Source organism: Pseudomonas sp. B16(2017) (assembly GCF_002113205.1).
Lineage (GTDB): Bacteria > Pseudomonadota > Gammaproteobacteria > Pseudomonadales > Pseudomonadaceae > Aquipseudomonas > Aquipseudomonas pharyngis.
Genome location: NZ_NEKA01000022.1, coordinates 43,621 through 66,934 on the forward strand (window position 1 = coordinate 43,621; position 23,314 = coordinate 66,934).

The window sequence follows — 23,314 nt, forward strand, 5'->3', positions numbered from 1 at the left end:
CCCACTTTCCAGTTGCCTGCGCCGACCGCGCGGTGGCGTTTTTCTCCAGCCTGTCTCCCCCCGAATTTCTCCGTGTGCCCGCGTTCAACGCGAGTCTGCACGCGCGCGCCGCGCCATCCTCCTGAATTCGAATGACCGTGCCGGCATCTGATGCCGGGGCCTGACTGGCGGGGCATTTCTGTCCCGGCCTGATCACAAAAATAAAGTAGTCATGGACGGTAGCCTCCGATGCTCGATAACACTTCCTTGCGTGGGACGAATTCCGCGCAGCCCGACGTTTGCTCCTTGAAATCGTTCCATGCAGACCTGTGCGTGCACGGCCTGTTTGAGGCGCAGGTGCTGCGCAACCCCGAGGCCATCGCCGCACGCTGGCAGCAGAAGGCGCTCAGTTATCGTGAACTGAACACCCGCGCCAATCGGTTGGCCCATCAGCTGCGCAAACTCGGGGTCGGGCCAGACGTGCGGGTCGGGCTGTGTCTGGAGCGTTCGCTGGAGATGCTCATCGGCGTACTCGCGGTGCTCAAGGCCGGCGGCGCCTATGTGCCGCTGGACCCGGCCTATCCGCAGGCGCGGCTGGCGCACATGCTGGCCGACAGCGCACCGCCGGTGGTGCTGACCCACGGCCAGGCGCGCGGTGTTTTGCGGGCAGCGCTCGAACAGTCGGCGACCACCCCGACGCTGCTGGATCTGGCCGACGCCCGCGATTGGGCTGCGCTGTCGGCTGACAACCCCGACGCGCATGCGATCGGCCTGACACCCCGTCACCTGGCTTACGTGATCTACACCTCCGGTTCCACCGGCACCCCGAAAGGCGTGATGGTCGAGCATCGCGGGCTGGTTGCGGTGAGCGCTGACTGGGCGCAACTCTATGAGTTGGGCGAGCCGATCAACCACCTGCAAATGGCCGGTTTTTCCTTCGACGTGTTCAGCGCCGACCTGATCCGTGCACTGGGTTTTGGCGGCACGCTGGTGCTCTGCCCACGGGACACCCTGATGGACCCGCCGGCCCTCTATCGCCTGATGCGTGACGCGCGCATCGGCTTTGCCGACTTCGTCCCGGCGCTGCTCAATCCACTGTTGGCGTGGGTCGAAGAGACCGGCCACGACCTGTCGTTCCTGCGCACCGTGGTCTGCGGCTCCGACATCTGGACCGCCCACAGCGCCCGGCAATTGCGCAGGCTTTGCGGTGATCGCGTGCAGATCGTCCAGGCCTACGGCGTGACCGAAGCGAGCATCGACAGCACCTGTTTCGAGCTCACCGAAAACAGCCAGATCGACCCAGTGCTGCCCATCGGCCGGGCACTGCCCAACACCCGGATTTACCTGCTCGACGTTGACGGCGCACCAGTTGCCGAGGGTGTCGCCGGTGAGCTGTACATCGGTGGCGTCGGCGTGGCGCGCGGTTATCTGAACCTGCCGCAACTGACCGCCGAGCGTTTCATCGACAGCCCGTTCGTGGCGGGCGAGCGTCTGTATCGCACCGGCGATCTGGCGCGTTACCGGACCGACGGCCAACTGGAATTCCTTGGCCGCAACGATTCCCAGGCCAAATTGCGCGGCCTGCGTCTGGAACTGGGGGAAATCGAAACCCGGTTGGCGGACATTCCGGGCGTGCGCGAAAGCGTGGTGTCGCTGCGCCAGGACAGTCCCGGTGAACCGCGATTGGTCGCTTACTACTGCGAAAAACCAGACTCAACGCTGAGCCCGCGCTCACTGCGCGAACAACTGCAAATCAGCCTGCCGGACTACATGGTGCCGACCGCGTTTGTGCGTCTCGATGCACTGCCGCTGACCGCCAACGGCAAGGTCGATCGGCCAAATCTGCCGGCGCCGGACGTCGAGGCGTTCGATCAGCAGGAGTACCAGGCACCACAAGGCCCGCTGGAAACCGCGCTCGCCGCAATCTGGGCCGACGTGCTCGGCGTGGAGCGGGTAGGGCGTGAGGATCAGTTCTTCGCCCTCGGCGGTCACTCGCTGCTGGTGATGCGCGTGCTGGCGCAGGTTCGTCATGCGCTGGGGCTGGAAGTGGCGCCCTCGGCGCTGTTTGCCGCACCGGTTCTGGCGGCGTTCGCCGAACGGCTGCAAGCCAGTCAGGCGGCGGCTCGCCCGGCCATCACGGCCCTTGAACGCGCGGGCGCGCAAACGTTGTCGTCTGCTCAGCAGCGCCTGTGGTTTCTGGCACAAATGGAGGGTGGCAACGCTGCCTATCACATGCCGTTGAACCTGCGTTTGCGCGGTTCGCTGGACGTGCCGGCACTGGAACGCAGCTTCAATCAACTGGTGGCGCGCCATGCGGCGTTACGCACGACGTTCATCGCCGTTGAAGGGGAAGGGCGGCAGTTGGTTTCGCCGCCTGCGCACAGTGTCCGGCTGACGGTGACTGACGTGCAGGGGCTCGATGCGCAAGAACGCCTGAGCCGCTTGATCGACGAGGAAGGCGCCAGACCCTTCGACCTGAGCCGGGGCCCGCTGATGCGGGTCAGCCTGCTGCGGCTGGCGGCGGATGACCATGTCTTGCTGCTGACCCAGCATCACATCATTTCTGACGGCTGGTCGATGGGTGTGCTCACCCGCGAGCTCGGTCAGCTGTACGCAGCGGCGTTGCAGGATCGCGACGATCCGCTGCCGCCCTTGCCGGTGCAGTACGTGGATTACGCGGTGTGGCAAAAGCAATGGCTGTCCGGCGACGTGCTGGAGCAGCAAAGCCGTTACTGGCGCGAAACCCTCAGCGGCGCGCCGGTGCTGCTGGAGTTGCCGACCGATCACAAGCGCCCGCCCGTGCAGGATTACCTCGGCGGCTTTGTTCCGTTGGTCTTCGATGCCGCCCTGACCGCACGCCTGAAAGCCCTGGGCATGCAGCAAGGCACCACGTTGTTCATGAATTTGCTGGCCGGTTTTTCACTGCTGCTGTCGCGTCTTTCCGGGCAAAGCGACGTGGTGATCGGCGTGCCATCGGCCAACCGCCCGCAGCAGGAACTGGAAGGGCTGATCGGTTTCTTCGTCAACACCCTCGCGCTGCGCATGACTCAGTCCGGGACGCCGTCCGTGGCGCAATGGCTGCAACAGGCACGGCGAGTGGCGCTGGAGGCTCAGGAACATCAGGACCTGCCGTTCGAGCAAGTGGTGGAATTGCTCAACCCGCCGCGCAGCCTGGCCCACAGTCCTTTGTTCCAGGTGCTGTTTGCCTGGGAGCAGGATCAGGATTCCGACCTGCTGCTGTCCGGGCTCGACATTACGCCGGTCGAGAGCAGCCACCACGTGGCCAAGTTCGATCTGCAACTGGCGCTCAGTGAGCGTGACGGGCAGATCGTCGGCGGTCTGGAATATGCCTCGGGGCTGTTCGAGCGCGGCACCGTCGAGCAGTTCGGCGAGTACCTGCGCCGGGTGCTGACGCAGATGGTCGAGGGCAGCGAGCAGTCGCTGGCCGCGATCAAGCTGCTGAACGCCGAGCAACACCAGCAGATCGTTCACGACTGGAACCGCACCGCGCGGGATACCGTGTCGTTGCCCGGTTGCGTGGCGCGTTTTGAAACCCTTGCCCGGCAAACGCCCCACGCCGTGGCGCTGCTCGCCGATCGTGAGCAAATTAGTTACGGCGAACTGAATCGCGCGGCCAACCGCCTAGCGCATTACCTGATCGACCAAGGTGTAGGCCCAGAGCATCGCGTCGGCCTGTGCCTGGAACGCTCGCCACAAATGGTCATCGGCCTGCTGGCGATCCTCAAGGCCGGCGCGGCGTACGTACCGTTCGACCCGGCTTACCCGAGCGAGCGTCTGGCGTTCATGTTCAGCGATGCGGCGCCGACCTTGCTGCTGACGCAATCGAGCCTGATGGCCGGGCTGCCGGCCAACGAGGCGAAAATCTGCTGCCTGGACACCGACGCAGCGCAATGGGCACAACACCCGACGGATGATCCGCAGGTCACGGTGAGCCCGGACCACCTCGGCTACGTGCTCTACACCTCCGGCTCCACCGGACGCCCGAAAGGCGTGGCCCACAACCGTCGCGCGTTGGACAACCTGATCGCCTGGCAACTCGATCAGGGCATCGCACCGCAGCGCGTCCTGCAATTCGCCTCGCTGAACTTCGACGTCTCGTTCCAGGAAATCTGCAGCACGCTGTGTCAGGGCGGCAGCCTGTTGCTGATGACCGAAGACAGCCGCAAGGACCTCGCCGCGTTGTGCCCGACCCTGGTGGCCGAAGGCGTGCAGCGGGCATTCCTGCCGTTCGCCGTGTTGCAGCAACTCGCCGGCCTGACCGAGGCCGATGCACCGATGCCGGCCGGTGGTTGCGAAATCATCACCGCCGGTGAAGCCCTGCAAATCAATGACGAGCTGCGTGGTTTTGTCCGTGGGCTCGGTGGCGCGCAACTGCACAATCAGTACGGGCCGACCGAAACCCATGTGGTCAGCCAGTTCAGCCTCGATTGCAACGAGGCCGAATCCTGGCCGGACGCGCCGCCCATCGGCCGTCCCATCGCCAACGCGCGGCTGTATGTGCTGGACCAATATCTGAATCCGGTGCCGGTCGGCGTGGCGGGTGAGTTGTACATCGCCGGCGCCTGCCTGGCCCGGGGCTACCTGAACCGCCCGGACCTGACCGCCGAACGCTTCCTGCCGGACCCGTTCAGTGCCGAGCCGGGCGCACGGATGTACCGCAGCGGCGACCTCGCGAAATTCCAGGCCGACGGCAACGTGCAGTACCTGGGACGCATCGACCAACAGGTGAAAGTGCGCGGCTTCCGCATCGAACTCGGTGAGATCGACAGCCTGTTGCACCAACAACCCGGCGTGCAGGAAGCCGCCGTGTTGCTGCGCGAAGACGTGGCCGGGGACAAGCGTCTGGTGGCCTATGTGGTCGGCACCGCGACCCCTGAATGCCTGCGTGCCGAACTGCAACGCCAGTTGCCCGAACACATGATCCCGAGTGCCTGGGTTCGCCTGTCGCAATTGCCGCTGACCCGCAACGGCAAGCTCGACCGCCAGGCGCTGCCGGCACCGGAACGCAGCGCCGGCGCGACTTACGAAGCGCCGCGCAACGACATTGAACGGCAAATGGCCGAGATCTGGGCCGAAGTGCTCAAGTGCGAGCGGGTTGGCATCCACGACAACTTCTTCGACCTCGGCGGCCATTCGCTGCTGGCGACGCGGATGATCTACGCGATCAACCAGCGCATGGGCGCGCAACTGTCCCTGAGCAGTCTGTTCCAGACTCCGGTGTTGCTGGATCTGGCGGCGCAGGTCTCGCGTGAAGATCAGAGCGTTGAACCGGCGTTCATTCAGATCGAACCGGATCGCGCTAATCGACATGAACCGTTCCCCCTGACCGATATCCAGCAAGCCTACTGGTTCGGGCGCGAGGCCACGGTCAGCCTCGGTGGCGTCAGCGCTCACGGCTACGAAGAACTGCGCATTCCCGAGTTCGACGCCGAACGTTTCGAACACGCCTTGAATCGCATGATCCAGCGCCACGACATGCTGCGCGTGGTGTTCCTCAGCGACGGCACGCAACAAGTGCTGGCGCAGGTGCCGACCTATCGCATGCCTCGCAGCGATCTGCGCGGTTTACCCGCCGAAGAGGCGCAGCGCACGCTGGAAGCGACCCGCGAACGCCAGTCCCATCAGGTGCTGGATGCCAGTCGCTGGCCGCTGTTCGAGTTCAGCCTGTCGTTGCTCGATGACGGCATCACCCATTTGCACATCAGCCTCGACGCGCTGATCGTCGACGCCGCGAGCACGCAGATTCTCGCCCGCGAACTGATGGCGTTCTACGTCGATCCGAACCTGGAACTGGCGGCACCTGGCCTGACTTTCCGCGACTATGTGCTGGCCGAACAACAGCTGCGCAATGGCCGCCGTTACGAGCAGGCGCTGGGCTACTGGCGTGAGCGGGTGACCACTCTGGCCCCGGCGCCGGACCTGCCGCTGGTACGCCAGCCGGAAAGCATCGCCAACCCGCACTTCACCCGCCGCGACCGCGACATGTCGGCGGCGCAGTGGACGCGGCTCAAAGCCGTGGCCAAACAGTTTGCCGTGACGCCATCGGTGATGCTGCTGACCGCGTTCAGCGAAGTGCTGGCGCTGTGGAGCCGCACCCCACGTTTCACCCTGAGCCTGCCGCTGTTCAACCGCATGCCGCTGCACCCGGATGTCGATGAAATCATTGGCGACTTCACCTCGCTGGTGCTGCTGGAGGTCGGTATCGACGGTTCGCAGAGTTTCACCGACAAGGCCCGCGCGGTGCAGGCGCAACTGTGGCGCGACATCGACCATTCGGTGGTCAGCGGTGTGCGGGTACTGCGCGAATTGTCCCAGGCCCGGGGCGTGCAGCAGACGGCGATGCCGATCGTGTTCAACAGCACGCTGTCGGAAGCGGCGCCGGAACTGGCCGAATTCAACCTGGCCGACGCATTGAATGCCAAGCACATGCACAGCATCACCCAGACCCCGCAAGTGTGGCTCGACCACACGTTGCTGGAGCTGGAAGGGCGCCTGCTGTTCAACTGGGACAGCATCGACGAACTGTTCCCGCAAGGCATGATCGAGCAGATGTTCGTCGCCTATAACACCCTGCTCGACAGCCTCTGCGAGCCGGCAGCCTGGGGCGCAAACACGCCGCAACTGCTGCCGCAGGCACGCTTGCCGGCACCGGTCGACAATCAGCAAACCCTGCCGCTGATGCACGAACTGTTCGAACGTCAGGCCCTCGCCACACCGGATGCACTGGCGGTGATTGGTACGCGGCAACTGACGTACGCCCAGCTTCGTTTTGAGGCCCGACAACTCGGCGCCCGACTGCAAGCGCAGGGCGTGCTGCCGAACCGCTTGGTCGCGGTGGTGATGGAGCGCGGCTGGGAGCAGGTGGTCGCAACGCTGGCGATTCTGTATGCCGGCGGCGCTTACCTGCCTATCGAGCCGACGCAACCGGCGGAACGGCTGCGGCATATTCTGGAACGGGCCGAGGCGAGTCTGGCCCTGACCCAACCGGCGCTGCTCGAAAAAATCGAATGGCCGGCGCAAGTCACGACCATTGCCGTGACCGATGAAGTTTCAAACGATGGACTGCTGCAACCGGTGCAGGTGAGCGAAAGCGACCTCGCTTACGTGATCTACACCTCGGGCTCCACCGGCCAGCCGAAAGGCGTGGTGATCGACCATCGCGGTGCGGTCAACACTTTGCTCGACATCAATCGGCGCTTTGCCGTAGGCCCGACTGACCGGGTATTGGCGATCTCGTCGCTGAGTTTCGACCTGTCGGTCTACGACTTCTTCGGCACGTTGGCGGTGGGCGCGGCGGTGGTCATCCTCGAACCGCAACTGTCACTCGATCCGGCGCACTGGCTCGAATTGATCAAGCGTCATCAGGTCAGCCTGTGGAACTCGGTGCCGGCGCTGCTCGGCATGCTGGTCGAGTACGTAGAGGGCGAGGGCGGCACGTTGCCCGCCAGCCTGCGGGTGGTGATGCTGTCCGGTGACTGGATTCCATTGACCCTGCCCGAGCGGGCCTGGGCCTTGCAGCCGGATTTGCAACTGATCAGCTTGGGCGGTGCCACCGAAGCGTCGATCTGGTCGATCTGTTACCCGGTACAGCACGTCGACCCGGCGTGGCGCAGCATTCCCTACGGCAAGGCCCTCGATCATCAGCGTTTCTATGTGCTGGACGAAGCGCTGCAAGTGCGCCCGACCTGGGTCGCGGGGCAGCTGTACATCGGCGGTATCGGCCTGGCGAAAGGTTACTGGCGCGATGAAAAACTCAGCGCCGGCAGTTTCTTCGATCATCCACTGACCGGCGAGCGGCTGTATCGCACGGGCGACCTGGGACGCTTGCTGCCGGACGGCAACATCGAATTCCTCGGTCGCGAAGACAATCAGGTCAAGGTCCAGGGTTATCGCATCGAGCTGGGTGAGATCGAGGCCGCGCTCAATCGCCATCCCGGCGTGCAGAGCGCGGTGGTGCGGATTCTGGGCAGCACGCTGGGCGAGAAGCGCCTGGCGGGTTATGTGCTCAAGGCCGATCCGGCGTTGCAGGCCAGCGATTTCAGCGCGTACCTGAGCGACAAACTGCCGGCCTACATGATTCCGCCGTCGTTCACCTTTGTTGAAGCGTGGCCGTTGTCGTCCAACGGCAAGGTCGACAAGAAACGCCTGCCGGAACCGGAGCAGATCGAGGAACAAGGGCCGGCGCTCGAAGTCGAGGGCCCGCAGGAGCAACGGCTGGTGGAAATCGTGCAGGACGTGCTCAAGCGCGATTCCATTGCCGCCAACGCCAATCTGCTGAACCTCGGCGCAACGTCGATCGATATCGTCAGGATCAGCAACGCGTTGTCCGGCGCCTTGAAGTTCCGCCCGCACGTGGCGCAATTGCTGGCCCAACCGACGTTGCTGCATCTGCTTGGCATGTACCGCCAGAACCGGGCGCGTCAGGATCTGCTCGGCAACGTGCAGCAGGCTCCGGAGCCCGCGCAGGACATGATCGAAGATCCCCAGCAGCGGGCGCAGTTCAAGGCTGAACAGCGCGGACGCCGCGACTTCGCTCAGACCCTGCCGGCGCTGGCGCTGGACCTGCCGCAAGACCCGGCCTTCGCCCGACGTTTGAGCGATTACCGCTCGGTGCGTCAATACGATCGGCAACCGATCGCCACCCAGGCCTTCGCGCACGTACTGGCAGCGCTGGCCCAGGGGCAACTCGACGGCGAAGTGAAATACCAGTTCCCGTCGGCGGGCGGGCTGTACCCGATTCAGGCCTACCTCTACATCAAAGCGGATCGCGTGCTCGGCGTGCCCGGCGGCGCGTATTACTACGATCCCCGCCAGCATCGTCTGCTGGCGCTCCAGAGCGGAGCGCTCGACCCGGACACCTACGACTATTTCGTCAACCGTCCGGTGTATGAGAACGCCGCGTTCTCGCTGTTTTTCATCGCCGACATGGCGGCGATTCGTCCGTTGTACGGCGAGCGCAGCCGCGACTTCTGCCACATCGAAAGCGGCGCCATGGCCCAGTTGCTGAGCATGACCGCCGTCGAGCACGGCCTGGGCCTGTGCGGCATCGGTTCGGTCGAGGAACAACAACTGAAGACGCTGTTCGATCTCGGGCCGAGCCATGAATTGATCTACTCGATGATCGGCGGCCTGCGCACGGCCGATGAACAACACCGCGCGCCAGTCGAGGTGTTTGCCAGCGAGCCTGCGACCGCCAGCCTGGACGATGAAGACATGGAGGAGTTCGAAGTATGAATGCCGATCAATTGCTGGCGTTGTTCGCTCGCCATGGCGTGGTGCTCGAGGTGGACGGTGACAGGCTGCGCTGCAAGGCGCCGCGCGGGTTTCTCACCGAAGAACTGACCCTGGCGCTCAAACGTCACAAACAGGAACTGATCGCCTTGCTCGGCGGGCACGATGACGCGGCGATTCCCCGCCGATCCGGCACGCACACGTCCTGGCCGTTGTCCTTCTCGCAGCGGCAACTGTGGTTTCTCGATCAACTGGAACCCGGCAGCCCGTTCTACAACGTGCCGACGGCGGTAACGCTGAAAGGGCAGTTGGACGTCGTGCAGCTGGAGCGGGCGCTGAACCAACTGGTGGCCCGCCACGAAGTCCTGCGCACGACGTTTTGCCGCGTCGACGGTGAACCGCGTCAGGTGGTGCACCCGTCGATGCCGCTGTCGTTGTCGGTGACGGATCTGCGCCAATTGCCTGCCGACGAGCGTGAGCAACAGGTGCGATTCGCCGTCGAACAGGATGCCCGGGCGCCGTTCGATCTGGCCAGCGGGCCGCTGCTGCGGGCGTCGTTACTGCGCGTGGCCGACGATGAATACCTGTGGCTTTACAGCGTGCATCACATCATCGCCGACGGCTGGTCGATGGGCGTGATCCTGCACGAAGTCGCCACGCTGTACGGCGATTATCTGCGTGGCGAAACCCCGACGCTTGCGCCGTTGCCGGTGCAATACGCTGACTACGCCTGTTGGCAGCAACAGCGCGTCGGCGGTGCGGCGCTGGACGCTCAGCTCGATTACTGGCGGCGCACCCTGGACGACGCGCCGCTGTTGTCGACGTTGCCCGCCGACCGGCCACGACCGCTGGTGCAGCGTTATGTCGGCGCCACGTTCAGTTCCTCGGTCGATGGCGGCACCTTGCGCGAACTCACGGCGCTGAGCCGGCAGACCCAGGGCACGCTGTTCAACGTGCTGCTGGGCGCATTGGCGGTGCTGCTGTGGCGCCACAGCGGTCAGCAGGATCTGTGCATCGGCACGCCGTTCGCCAACCGCAATCGCCCGGAAGTCGAGCCGCTGATCGGCCATTTCGTCAATACGCTGGTGCTACGTCAGCGCCTGAATCCGCAGCAGACCTTCGCCGAGCTGTTGCGTGAAGTCCGGGGCCAGATGCTCGACGTCCACGCCCATCAGGACGTGCCGTTCGACCGCGTGGTCGAGGCAGTCAACCCGCCGCGCGATCCCGGTCATTCGCCGTTGTTCCAGGTGATGCTGGTGCTGCAGAACACCCCGGGCAACGCAGTGCAGATGCCCGGCCTGGAACTGGCGCCGTACGGCACCAGCAGTGCCACGGCCAAGTTCGATCTGGCATTCGAATGGGTCGAGCGGGAAGGGCGGCTGGACTTGCTGGTGGAATACAACACCGACCTCTACGACGTCGCGACCATCCAACGCCTGAGCGGGCACTACCGTCATTTGCTCGAACAGATCGCCGCCGACGCCAAGCAACCGATCAATGCCTTGCCGTTGATGAACGAGGCGGAGCGTCAGCAGGTGCTGGTCGACTTCAACCGCGCCGCGCCGCTGACGCAAACGGCGCCCTGCGTGCATCAACTGGTTGAAGCGCAGGCCGCGAGCAACCCTCAGGCCTGCGCAGTGGTCTTCGAGGGCGAATCCCTGAGCTACGCCGAGCTCAATGCCCAGGCCAATCGGCTGGCGCGGCACTTGCGCACCTTGGGCGTTGGCCCGGACGTGCGCGTGGCGGTGTGCATCGAGCGCTCGCTGGAGTTGCCGGTTGCGTTGCTGGCGGTGCTCAAGGCCGGCGGCGCTTACGTGCCGCTGGATCCGGATTATCCGCTGGGGCGCCTGAGTCATATGCTCGGCGACAGCACGCCGGCGGTGCTGCTGACCCTCGGCCCGGCGCACGGGATTTTGCGCCAAGCCGTGCAAGGCTCGACCTGGGAAGCGCCGATCCTCGACCTCGAACAAGATGCCGCGAGCTGGGCGTCGTTGCCGGCCGACAATCTTGATCCGCGCCATGTCGGCGTCACCCCGGACCATCTCGCCTACGTGATCTACACCTCCGGCACTACCGGGTTGCCCAAGGGCGCGATGGTCGCCCACTGTGGCTTGAGCAATCTGCTGCTGTGGTGTTTGCAGGTCTGCGGCGAAGCAGGGGCGATGCTGCACAAGATCCCGTTCGGTTTCGATGCCTCGGCCTGGGAGACCTTCTGGCCGTTGGCAACCGGCGGGCGATTGGTTATTGCGCGACCCGGCGGGCATTACGAACCAGCCTATCTGGCGCGCGAGGTGCGCGAACGGAAGGTCACGGCGCTGGTGTTCGTGCCGGCGATGTTGCAGCTGTTTCTGGAGGTCGAGGAAGTCAGCCTGTGTACTTCGCTGACGGATGTGTTCAGCGGCGGCGGTGAGCTGCCGCCAGCCCTGGCCCGGCGCTTTCAGGAGCGCCTGCCCCATGCGCGGCTGCACAACGTCTATGGCCCGACCGAAACCACGGTGATCAACAGCATCTGGACCCTGGAGCCCGGCGCCGAGGTGCCGGCCCGGCAACTGCCGATCGGTCGGCCGATTGCCAACAACCGTTTTTACGTGCTCGATGACCACGACCAGCCGGTGCCGGTGGGTGTGAGCGGGCATCTGCACATAGGCGGCGTCGGTGTGGCCCGCGGTTATCTGGGGCTGGCGCAGCTCAGTGCCGAGCGCTTTATCGACAACCCCTTTGTCGTGGGGGATCGGCTCTATCGCAGCGGCGATCTGGCGCGCTACCGCCCGGACGGTCAGCTGGAATTTCTCGGTCGCAACGATTTTCAGGTCAAGTTGCGCGGCGTGCGCCTGGAACTGGGCGAGATCGAAGCCCGGCTCGAAGCATTTCCCGGCATCCGCAGCGCCGTGGTGCTGATGGTCGGCGAAGCGGCGCAGGATCAACGATTGGTGGCCTGTTGCGTGCTGGCCGAACCCGTGGACGAAGCAGCGGTGCACGCCCATCTGGCGACAACCTTGCCCAGAGCGGTGATCCCCGGCAGCTATCTGTGGCTCGACGTGTTGCCGCTGACTGCCAACGGCAAGGTCGATCGCACTGCGCTGACGGCATTGGCGGACGAGGAATTGGTCAATCGTCAGGTCAACCTGAGCAGCCCGCGCGATCACATCGAACTGGCGCTGTACCAGATCTGGAAAAGCCTGTTGCTGGCGCCGCAGATCGGCATTCGTGACAACTTCTTCAACGTCGGCGGCACCTCGATCGCCGCGATCAAGATGGCTCATGAAATCAGCCAGCAGTTCGCGGTCGAAGTGCCGGTGCGCGTGGTGCTCAGCTACCCGACCATCGAGGCGCTGGGCGGCTGGCTGCGGGTCGGGGCGAATCCGGCGTTGGCCCAGAGCAACCTGATCGAATTCCGTCGCGGCAGCGGCCAGCACAACGTGGTGTGCATTCACCCGGCGGGCGGCACGGCGTTCTGTTACCTGTCGCTGGCCAAGGTGCTGCCGGATGAAACCGGCGTGTACGGGGTGCAATCGCCGGGGCTGAATCCGGGGGAAAGCACCGAGCCGACGGTCGAAGCGATGGCCGAAGCCTACTTGCGCCAGATCGAACCGCTGACGGAGCAACCGCTGATCCTCACCGGACTGTCGTTCGGCGGCCTGGTGGCCTATGAAATGGCGCGGCGGTTGACGGCGGCGGGACATCGTCAGGTGACGGTGGTGCTGCTCGACACCCAGGGCAGCGACGATCCGGGTTTCCGCGAACAGATCGGCACCGTGGACATGGCCGAGTTTCGCGACAAACTGGTGCGTTTCAATGGCATGTACCCCGGCATCGAGGACGCGCAGGTCGAGCGCTACTTCAACATCTACAACCACAACCGCCTGGCCATGGCCGCCTATGAGTGCGCGCCGCGCGCCGGTCGCGTGGTGCTGATCCAGGCGCGGGAAGATTTCAGCCGCCATCATTTGCATGAACTGCGTGGCTTCTGGCGTCGCCGCGCGGGCAGCGGCTATCTGGCGAAACTGGTCAGCGGCGGGCACTGGGACATGCTTGAAAGCGCGGAAATCCACCGGGTCTCGCAAATCATCCGTCGGGAGCTGCAACGCTTCGACGCGCAGGAGGCGAAATGATGAGTGCGTCCAATGACAGGCCATTGCTCGCGCGTTTTGCCGAGCAAGTGGCGGGTAATCCGCAAGCCTCGGCGGTGATCGATCAATCGGTCACGCTGACTTACGCCGAACTGGCCAGCGCCAGCGAGCGCATCGCCCGAGGGTTGCTGGCGCGCGGCGTCGAGCCCGGCCAGTCGCTGGCGTTGTGCATGCCGCGCTGCTGGCAGTGGCTGGCAGCGATTATCGGCGCCCTGAAAGTCGGCGCGGTGGTGGTGCCGCTGGATCGCGCCAGCCCACGCAAACGCCGGGAACTGATGCTGGCGGATGCGGCGTGTGTCGGTCTGATTACCCTGGGCGAAGAATCGGCGTGGTCGCCTTCACTGTGGCAAACCAGCGTCGAGGCCTTGCTCGATCAGCCGGACGCTCCGCCGCAAACACTGGCCGAAGACTTTGCCGAGGTGATGTTCCTGTTCTACACCTCGGGCACCACCGGCACGCCAAAAGCGGTCGAGGTTGGCGAGCGTGGCTTGTTGCGGTTGGCGCACACCGACGGCTATATCGAGATTCGCCCGACGGACCGCTTCGCCTGCCTGTCCAACCCGGCGTTCGATGCGTGCAGTTTCGAACTGTGGGCGCCGCTGCTCAATGGCGGTTGCTGCGTGATGATCGCCGACGAGGACGTGCTGGACGCGCGTCGACTGGCTGAGGTGCTGGAGCGCACCCAGGTCGACAATCTGTTCATGACCGTGTCGCTGTTCAACACGTTGATTGCCGAGTGGCCGTCGTGCTTTTCCAGCATGCGTCAGGTGCTGATCGGCGGTGAGCAGATCAGCGCTGCCGCCGTGCGCGGCTGGTATCGGGCCAACCCTGAGAGCCGCTGCCGGATCTTCAACGTCTACGGCCCCACCGAATGCACCACGTTTGCCCTGTGCTGGCCGATCAGCCGCGATTTTGCCGGTGACTCGGCGCCTATTGGCCGACCGTTGCCGGATACCGGCGTGCAGGTGCTGGATGAGCAGCAACGCCCGGTGCCGGCGGGCGAGGTCGGCGAGCTGTATTTGAGTGGCAGCGGTGTCGCCCGTGGCTACCGCAACCGGCGCGAAGAAACTGCTCGCCAGTTCGTCCGTTTGCCCGACCTCGACGGTGGCGCTCAGGTGCATTACCGCACCGGCGATCTGGTGCGGCGCAATGCCGAAGGCTTGATCGAGTACCTGGGGCGGGTCGACCGGCAGGTGAAGATTCGCGGCTTCCGGATCGAGCCGGGGGAGGTGGAGCAACGGATCCTGGAGCATCCGGGCGTGGCGCAGGTGTACGTCTGCACCCGGCGTCAGGCGGCTGAAGATCATCAGTTGCTGGCGTTCATCGTGCCGCGCGGGGATCTGGACTATCACGCCTTCGAAAACCATCTGCGGGCACAACTGGCGCCGTATATGCGGCCGCACCAGTTGTTTCTGCTGGAGCGCCTGCCGCTGACGGCCAATAGCAAGATCGATCGTGATGGCTTGCTGGCCCAAGGGTTGAGTCCGTGGCATCCAGTCCTGGCGGCTACGGATAACGAAAACGCTTCACCGGCGCTGGACTGGTTGCTGAGTCAGGCCCGCTCGCTGCTCGGCCAACCGGCTCTGAGCGCGCAGGACGACTGGCTGGGCAGTGGCGGCGATTCGCTCAAGGCGCTGCGCCTGCGTTCGGCGATTCGTGTCCACTGGCAGCGAGAGATCGCCATCAATACGTTGCTCAACGAGCCTTTCTCGTCATTGGCCGCACAACTGAGCGGTGAGACGAACGGCGAGTCGATTTACCCACCCGCGCCTCCGATCAGCAGCGCCAGACGCCTGCCGGCCACCGCCGAACAGCGCCGCCTGTGGCTGTTGCAACAACGCTCGCCGACCTCGACCGCCTACAGCGTGCCGCTGATTCTGCATCTGGCGGCAGGTGTCGAAGTTGCGGCACTGGCCGAGGCTTTGGGGCGTCTGGTGCAGCGTCATCCGGGATTGCGCACGGCATTCGCGGCGGGTGCCGACGGACTCGATCAAGTAATCGCCGAGCAGGGGCCGACCTGTCGCACCTTCGCGGTCGGGCATTTCACCGAGGACAACTGGCAGGCTTTCGCCGAGCTGGTGTTCGCCGCGCCGTTCGACCTGACCACCCCGAATCTGTTTCAAGCCTGGCTGCTGCCGTTCGCCGATGGCAGCTGCCGGCTGTTGCTGAACCTGCATCACATCATCGTCGATGGCTGGTCGGTGAACCTGTTGTTCGATGACCTGACGCAGCTTTACGCCGATGCCCTGCAAGGCTGCGACAGCCTGCAACCGGTCGCCCGATTGACGACGCTGGAGTTTGGCCAGTGGCAGCGTCAGTGGAGCGTCGATCCGCATTATCGCGACCAGCGCCGCGCCCTCGCCGAATTGCATCGCCGTCAGGAAGAACCGTCGCCTGCATTGATGCCAATGCGCGAGGTCAGCCCCGACGCCCGGCTGCACCGCGAACCCTTGGGCACCCTGCGCAGCGCCGCCCTCGAGCGCTTTTGCACCCAACAACGGCTGACCCGTTTCGAAGTGCTGTTCAGTGTCTTCGCCTGGAGCCTGTACGCCCTGACCGGGTGCGAGCGGCCACGGATCGCCAGCCCGGTGGCCAACCGGCCACTGGCGGAGTTCGAAGACACCGTCGGCATGTTTGCCAACACCGTGCTGATCCCGACCGCCGTTGAACACGCATCCACGTTGAGCGAGCAGTTGCGCAAACAGACCGCCACCGTGCGCGAGGTGCTGGCGTTGCAGGACGTGGCGCTGGCGGATCTGGTGGAAGACCTGCGGCTGTCGTCGAGCCCCTCGTTGTTCGACTTCATGTTCGTGCTGGAAAACACTGACTACGCCGCACTGGCCGACTCAAACCTGCGCGCCACGCTGGCATTCAACGAGCAGTTACATGCCAAGTGCCCGTTGACGTTGTTGATGGTTGGGAGCGGGTCGCAGCTGGAATGCTGGTGGGAATATCAGTGCAGCTATTTCGATGCCGAACAGATGCGGGCGTTGAACGCGCTGTTCCGCCGGGGTCTGGATCTGTTGCTGGAAAACCCGGCGGCCAACCTCAACGATTTGCTCGGTCCGTATCGACGCAGCCTGCCACCCGCCAGCGAAGGTCCGCAGATTGCGCTGCCGTTCAACACACTGGCGGACGGGTTCGAGCATCAAGTGCACTGCACACCGGAGGCGGTCGCGCTGGTTCAAGGCCAGCAGCGCCTCAGCTACAGCGAGCTGAATGCGCTGGCCGATGCTCTGGCGGCAAACCTGATCGAGCGCCATCCGTTGCCGGCCGGGAACGCGCCGTTGCATGTCGTGCTGTTCCTCGATGCCTCGGTGGAGCACATTGTCGCCTTGCTGGCGCTGGCCAAACTCAACCTGACCGCCGTGCCGCTGGACCCTGCTTACCCGGTGGCGATTCAGCGTCAGGTGCTGGAGCAGGCGCAGCCGCATTGCGTGCTGTTCAGCGACGCGACCAAGGCTGCACTGGATGACCTGAACGCCGGACGATTCGCCACCCATCGGGTCGATCTGCGCGCCGATGCCGGAACGTTCGAGCGTCCACGCCACGCCGGCGAACGGCCGCTGTACACGCTGTTCACCTCCGGATCGACCGGCACGCCCAAAGGGGTGCAAGTGTCCGAGCGAACCCTGTGCAACCTGCTGCAATGGCAGCGCACCGAGGGGCAGTTGCCGGCGAAAGCGGTAACGCTGCAGTTCTCGATGCTGTCGTTCGATGTGTCGTTCCAGGAGGTTTTCAGCACCCTGTGCGGCGGCGGTTGTTATCACCTGATCACGCCGCGCTGGCGTCAGGATGCCGAGGCGTTGCTGGATTACATGGTCGAGGCGCGAATCGAGCGCCTGTTTCTGCCGTACGTGGCCTTGCAGCATCTGGCGCAAACCGCCATGACTCGGGGCATTTACCCGTCGGCGTTGCGCGAGGTGATCACGGCCGGCGAGCAATTGCTCTGCACCGATGCGCTGCGCAACTGGTTCGACGGCATGCCACAGGCGTCGCTGTTCAACCACTATGGCCCGACCGAAACCCACGTGGTCAGTGCCTTGCGCCTGCCGCCCGTGGCGCGGAACTGGCCACTGCGCGCGCCGATCGGCCATGCCCTCGGCAATGCGCGGTTGCTGCTGGTGGATGAACACGACCGCCCGGTGCCCAACGGCTCTCGCGGCTATCTGCTGGTGGCCGGGCCGATGGTTGCCCGCTGTTATCTGGCCGATCCTGCCCTGAACGCCGCACGGTTTGTCGAGCTGGCAGACGACTGTTTGTACTACCGCACCGGCGATCTGGCGTGGGCCGATGCCCAAGGCTGCCTGCATTACCTGGGGCGTGACGATCAGCAGATCAAACTCAGCGGCCATCGTCTGGAGCTGGGGCAGATCGAGGCGGCACTGATGCAGATGCCGGAAGTGGTCAACGCGGTGGTGGCGGTGCAGGCCGATCCGCCCCGGTTGATCGCCTGGCTGCAACTCGAAGGCGAACCTCCAACGTCGCAAGCGCTGGATCGTCAGGTCGCGCAACTGCTGCCGGCCCATGTGCGAATCGATGAGTACCGGCGGATCGACCGCTGGCCACGCACCCCCAGCGGCAAGATCGACCGCAAGGCCTTGCCGAATCTGGGCGAGGCTTTGGAGCGGCGCAGTGCGCCACAACCGAGTGTTCAATTGAGCGCACTGGAACGGCAACTGAGTGAGTTGTTCCAGGGTGTGATCGGCCGTGACATCGAGCCGGAGCAGACCTTCTTCGAGGCCGGCGCCACCAGCCTCGGCCTCATGCGTTTGCATGGTCGTTACGCCGAAGAACTGCCGCACAAGGTGACGATGGCCGACCTGTTCGAACACGTCACGGTGCGGCGTCTGGCGGCGCATCTGTCGACCGCGCCAGTGGCAGCGGTGCAGCAGGTACGGCAAACCGATGCTGGTCATCAGCCGATGGCGATCATCGGCATGGCGGTCAATGTGGCCGGGGCGCAGAACCTGTCCGAGTTCTGGGCCATGGTGCAAGGCAATGAGCTGGGCATCGAGCACTTTGCTGCCGAAGAAGGCCTGGTCGGTGCCCGCAGCCAACTGGCGGGCCTGCTCGATTTCGATCCCGAGTACTTCGGCATCAGCCGCCAGGAAGCGCGCCTGATGGACCCGCAACAGCGGCATCTGCTGATGGCCTGCGTACAGGCCCTGCAACACGCGGCCATCGTTCCGTCGGCGGACGGTCCGCGCATCGGCCTGATCGCCAGTTGCGGCGAAACCACGTACTTCCAGCAAATGCTGCGCGAAACCGCCGACGACGATCTGCCGGACGGTTTTCAACTGGCGCTGCATCACGACAAGGATTTTCTGGCGACCAAAGCCGCGTATCACCTGGACCTCAACGGTCCGGCCCTGAGCGTGCAGGCCGCTTGCGGCAGTTCGCTGATCGCCGTGCACCTGGCCAGTTCGATGCTGCGGCAGGGCGACAGCGACGTGATGCTCGCGGCCGGGGTGCTGATCGACCCGACCCTGACCGAGGGCTACCGGCATCGCTCGCAGCACATCTTTTCCGCCGACGGTCTGTGCCGTCCGTTCAGCAACGACGCCAGCGGCACCCTTGGCGCCAGTGGTTACGGCGTGGTGGTGCTCAAACCGCTGGCCAGGGCGTGGGCCGATGGTGACCGGATCTATGCGCTGCTCGAAGGCTCGGCGTTGAACAACGATGGCCGGGCCAAGATGAGTTACACCGCGCCGTCGGTGGCGGGGCAGAGCGCGGTCATCCGCGATGCCTTGAACCGGGCCGGATTGACCGGTGCCGACATTGGCTACATCGAGGCCCACGGCACCGGCACCTTGCTGGGCGATCCGATCGAAGTCGCGGCGTTGACCAAGGCTTTCGGCGATGCGCCGGCCGGCCAATGCGCGCTGGCTTCGGTAAAAAGCCAGATCGGTCATCTGGGCGCGGCGGCGGGGGTAGTCGGGCTGATTCGCGCCAGCCTCGCGGTGTTCCATGGCGTGCTGCCGCCGAACCTTGGTTTTGGCCGGATCAACCCGCAGATCGATCTGCAGCATTCGCCGTTCTATGTGCCGACCACGTCCCGGCCATGGCCGCAAGGGCGGCGGCGACTGGCCGGTGTCAGCAGTTTCGGGATTGGCGGGACCAATGCGCATGTCATCGTCGGCGCTGCGCCCACGGCGCAGGAAACGGTCGAGGAAACATTGCCGCTGCTGATGATCTCGGCCCATAGCCGGGCGGAGTTGCTGCGCGATATCGCGGCGATTCGCGAATACCTGCACGCGAACCCGGAACAGCAGACTGCATTGCTGCGGCACTTGCAGTCAGGTCGTCGGCAGCTGCGCTGGCGCTTCGCGATGGTCTGCCGGTCGGGTGATGACATTCCATCGCAGCCGACAGCGATCAAGGAAATCACGGTCTCAAGCGCGCAGGTGATCGCCCGTGATCAATCGCCGCAGGCGCTGCTGGACGCCTGGTACGAAGGCGCGAATATCCAGTGGCCGCAGCGCTCGGCACCGCCGCCCTGGGATTTGCCGCCGTCATCGTTCGATCTTCAGCCGTATCGTTTCCAGACTCCCGTGGCTAACCAACCTGCTGCGCCAGCCCTTGAGCGGCAACCGCTGGCGGACTGGTTCCACCAGCGCCAGTGGGTGCGCACCCGGCGCCTGAGCGCGACAGCGACGGCGGAATCCCGTGAGGTGCTGATTCTGTGCAGCCATGACGCGCCCGAATCGACCTTGCTGGCGAGCCTGAACACTGTCTATCGACGCGTGATTCAAGTGCGCACCGGCAATGGCTTCAAGCGCCTGAGCGCGGACCGTTTCGAACTTGATCCGCTGGACATCGAAGCCCTGAACCGCTTGCTCGCCGAGGTCGCAGAACCTGAACTCGGCGAACTCGACTGGCTGCATGCCTTGCCGCTGGCGGTGTCGGGCGCGGTCAACGAGCAATCGCTGGATCTGGCGCAGTGGGCTTGCCTGGACACGGTCAGTGCGCTGATGCAGGCCTGGGGGCAAACCCCGCGCACGACACGGCTGCGGTTGTGGTTGATGTCATGGCAGGCATGCCCGGTGGACGGCGAGGTGCGACGGCCCGAACTGGCAGCGCTGGCCGGCATCACTGAAGTGGTGCCGCAGGAATACCCGGTGCGTTGCCACTGGCTGGATTTGCCGTCGTCGCGAATCGAAGCGCAGGCCGGCGGGTTGGCAGCGTTGCTTGCCGATCCGGTTTCATTGCCTCGGCGAATGGCAGTGCGCGACGGTTACCTGTGGCAGCCGCGCTTGCTGCCTCAGCCTTTGAACGGCCCGGCAACGACGTCTCTTTTACCGGAAGATGGAACATTCCTCGTGCTGGGCGGCAGCGGCGGCATCGGCCGAACCCTGTGCGAACACCTGCTACAGGCACCCGCGCGCCGTGTGGTGCTGCTCTCGCGTCAGGGGCAACTGCCGGCGTCTCTGGCGGCTTACGCTTCGCGGATCGACTGCATCAAAGCGGACATCGCCGACCTGCCGCGCTGGCCGCAGGTACTCGACCAACTGGCCGTTCGTTATGGTCGCCTGAGCGGGGTGATTCATGCGGCGGGCGTCGGTGCAGGCAGTCTGATTCGCCACCGTGATCCTCGGCAAATGGCCGAGACCATGGCCGCCAAGACTCGCGGCATGCTGGCGGTCGAGGCGTTGATCGAACACCTGACACCGGGTTTTGTCCTGTATTGCTCGTCAATGTCGGCACTGTTCGGCGGCGCGGGGCATCTGGACTACGCGGCGGCCAGCGGAGTGCTCGACGGCTTCACCCACTATCGCCCGAACCCCGCCGACACTTGCTTGCGACTGGGGATCAACTGGGACATCTGGCGCGACATCGGCATGGCCACCACTAGCAACGGTGGAGACGCCGCGCATCTGGAGCATCTGGCGGTTGGCCTGTCGGCGGAAGAGGGCTGTCGGGTGTTCGATCTGGCGATGGCGACGCAGTTGCCGCAGCTGCTGATCTCCACCACCGGCATCGACACGGCGCGGCGGTTTTATCCGGTTCGCCATGGTGCCGTGGCCGCAGCGGTCGAGGCGCCGAAGGGCGTGGATCTGTCGGCGCGCCTGCGTGAGTGCCTGTGCAAGTGGCTCGGTGTGGCCGAGCTGGAAGATGACGATTCGCTGTACGACCTGGGCGCGGACTCGCTGACGCTGCTCGACCTGATCGACGAACTGCAAGCGGCCACCGGTGAGGTATTCCAGCTGTCGCAATTCAGCCACAAGGTCAGCCTGAACGAGGTGCTGGGGCTGGTCTCGACCGCCACGGTTGAAGAGGCGCCCCCTGCTGCACCGTACGGCTGGCACGACGCGGTGCGGATCGATCAATGGCATGCCGGAGCCGGGCGCGACTGGCTGTACCTGATCCACCCGGTGGGCGGCGATGTTCAGGCCTATCGGGAACTGGTCTCGGGGCTGCCGGCGGAGCTGGGCGTGTGCGTGATCGCCGACCCGGCGCTGCGCCTGCCGCAGTTGCCGAACATCAGCGTGGACGAGCGTGCACGCTGGTATCTGGAGGCGATCAAGGAACATCTTCCGCACGGCTGCACTTGGCGTCTGGGAGGCTGGTCGTTCGGTGCGTGGGTGGCGCAGGCCTTGTGTCATCAGGCCCAGGCTGACGGGTTCAGGCAACCGTTGTTGTACCTGATCGACCCGCCCGCGCCGGATGCCGGTGCGCAACTGGCCGGCATCGACGAGCAGACCATCGAGCAGGTGTTCCAGCGCGAGTTCGCCCAGCGCTGGCCGGAGGTCGAAGGGCAGGGCATGGCCGAAGAACGTCAGGCGTATCTGCAACGGCTGACCGTGTGCTGCCGCAATAACATGGCCAGCATGGTCGTCTTCCGACCGCCAGAGCTGGCGACCACAGCGGTGCGGTTGTTCATCGCCGGGCACGCCAATCCTTACGGGCTGGGCAATGCCTGGAATCCGGATGACCTGCAACGCAACTGGCAGGCCTTGCTGCCGCAGTTGCGCAGCTGGCAAACCCTGGACACCGACCACTACGGCATCGTGGCGGGCCGTTGGGCGCGGTTGCTGGCCGAAGTCATCGGTACGGATGAGCCGGCGCCATGAATGAACCGATCTCGATGCCGCGATGGTGGCTGGCCTTGACCAAGGTATTGTGCGAAGCCGAGCCGAACGCGGCCTTGCGCTTGAGGCAACTGCAGGGTCATGTGCCGTTTCAGCTGTTTCATCGCTGGCAGGCCGACGTGGTCCTGCCGATGCTCGGCGAAGCCTTGCCGGAACATCGACAGGCGCTGCTCGCGTTGCAAAGCCTGCATCAGCGGGCGGCACTCGGCGTGCTCGGGCGTCAGGGCGAATGGCGGGCCGCGCTCAAACCGGTATTGCTGGCGCTGTATCGCAAGGCCTACGCCTACGACGCGGCGTACGCCAAGGCCCACGCCAGTGCGCTGACCTACGGCCTCGCACCGGCCAACCGCGCCATGATTGCCGAGCATTTCGGCGATGCCGAGGCGTTCGCCGAGTACTACGCGCAACTCAATACCGAGGCCGCCGCCACCGCGTTTGCCCAGGCTCATGCCAGCGCCAATGCCGAGGTGTCGGCCCGGGCTTTCGCGGCCGACGATGCAGACACCTGCGCTCAGGTCTGCGGGGCGTCGGTGCGGGTTTACGTCGGGGCCTGCGCTTCGAGCGACGAACAGCGGCAGGCCGCACTCAACCATCTCGCCGCCGGGCTCGAGCGAAGCCTGGCCACGCTGCAATCACGTTCAACAGGAGAACGACATGAATGACGCACAACTGCTATTCGATGTGGTGATCAACACTCAGGGCCAGTATTCCCTGTGGCCGGCGGGCAAGCCGATGGCCAGCGGCTGGAGCGAGGCGGGGATGCGTGGCGAGCGTCAGGTCTGCCTGGATTACATCAACGAACACTGGATCGACATGCGCCCGCGTTCGCTACGCGAACAGTCATCGGTGTCGTTCCAATAA

General features: G+C 64.8%; 5 protein-coding genes. All 5 read left to right on the top strand.

The genetic code is table 11. The features are described from left to right. Positions 1–228: 228 nt before the first annotated feature. Genes CAG25_RS26650 through CAG25_RS26670 form a run of 5 tightly spaced genes read left to right on the top strand, consistent with a single transcriptional unit; the run spans position 229 to position 23,314 of the window. Positions 229–9,234, top strand: a complete 9,006-nt coding sequence (locus tag CAG25_RS26650; RefSeq protein WP_085610218.1) for a non-ribosomal peptide synthetase — start codon at positions 229–231, stop codon at positions 9,232–9,234. Beyond that, positions 9,231–13,343: a non-ribosomal peptide synthetase gene (locus CAG25_RS26655; RefSeq protein ID WP_085610219.1), complete on the top strand. Its 4,113-nt coding sequence runs from the start codon at positions 9,231–9,233 to the stop codon at positions 13,341–13,343. Before CAG25_RS26650 ends, CAG25_RS26655 begins: the two co-directional genes overlap by 4 nt. Beyond that, positions 13,340–22,435, top strand: a complete 9,096-nt coding sequence (locus CAG25_RS26660) for a non-ribosomal peptide synthetase (protein ID WP_085643965.1) — start codon at positions 13,340–13,342, stop codon at positions 22,433–22,435. Before CAG25_RS26655 ends, CAG25_RS26660 begins: the two co-directional genes overlap by 4 nt. After that, positions 22,432–23,115, top strand: coding sequence for a hypothetical protein (locus CAG25_RS26665; RefSeq protein ID WP_085610221.1), 684 nt, complete (start codon positions 22,432–22,434; stop codon positions 23,113–23,115). Before CAG25_RS26660 ends, CAG25_RS26665 begins: the two co-directional genes overlap by 4 nt. Further along, positions 23,108–23,314 (top strand): MbtH family NRPS accessory protein, encoded by a 207-nt coding sequence (locus tag CAG25_RS26670; RefSeq protein WP_085610222.1) that lies wholly within the window; start codon positions 23,108–23,110, stop codon positions 23,312–23,314. The genes CAG25_RS26665 and CAG25_RS26670 overlap by 8 nt, the downstream gene beginning before the upstream one ends.

Bases quoted from the DNA above. Each gene is read 5' to 3' on its own strand.
- CAG25_RS26650 (WP_085610218.1), top strand. From the start codon at position 229: ATGCTCGATAACACTTCCTTGCGTGGGACGAATTCCGCGCAGCCCGAC.
- CAG25_RS26660 (WP_085643965.1), top strand. From the start codon at position 13,340: ATGATGAGTGCGTCCAATGACAGGCCATTGCTCGCGCGTTTTGCCGAG.
- CAG25_RS26670 (WP_085610222.1), top strand. From the start codon at position 23,108: ATGAATGACGCACAACTGCTATTCGATGTGGTGATCAACACTCAGGGC.
- CAG25_RS26665 (WP_085610221.1), top strand. From the start codon at position 22,432: ATGAATGAACCGATCTCGATGCCGCGATGGTGGCTGGCCTTGACCAAG.
- CAG25_RS26655 (WP_085610219.1), top strand. From the start codon at position 9,231: ATGAATGCCGATCAATTGCTGGCGTTGTTCGCTCGCCATGGCGTGGTG.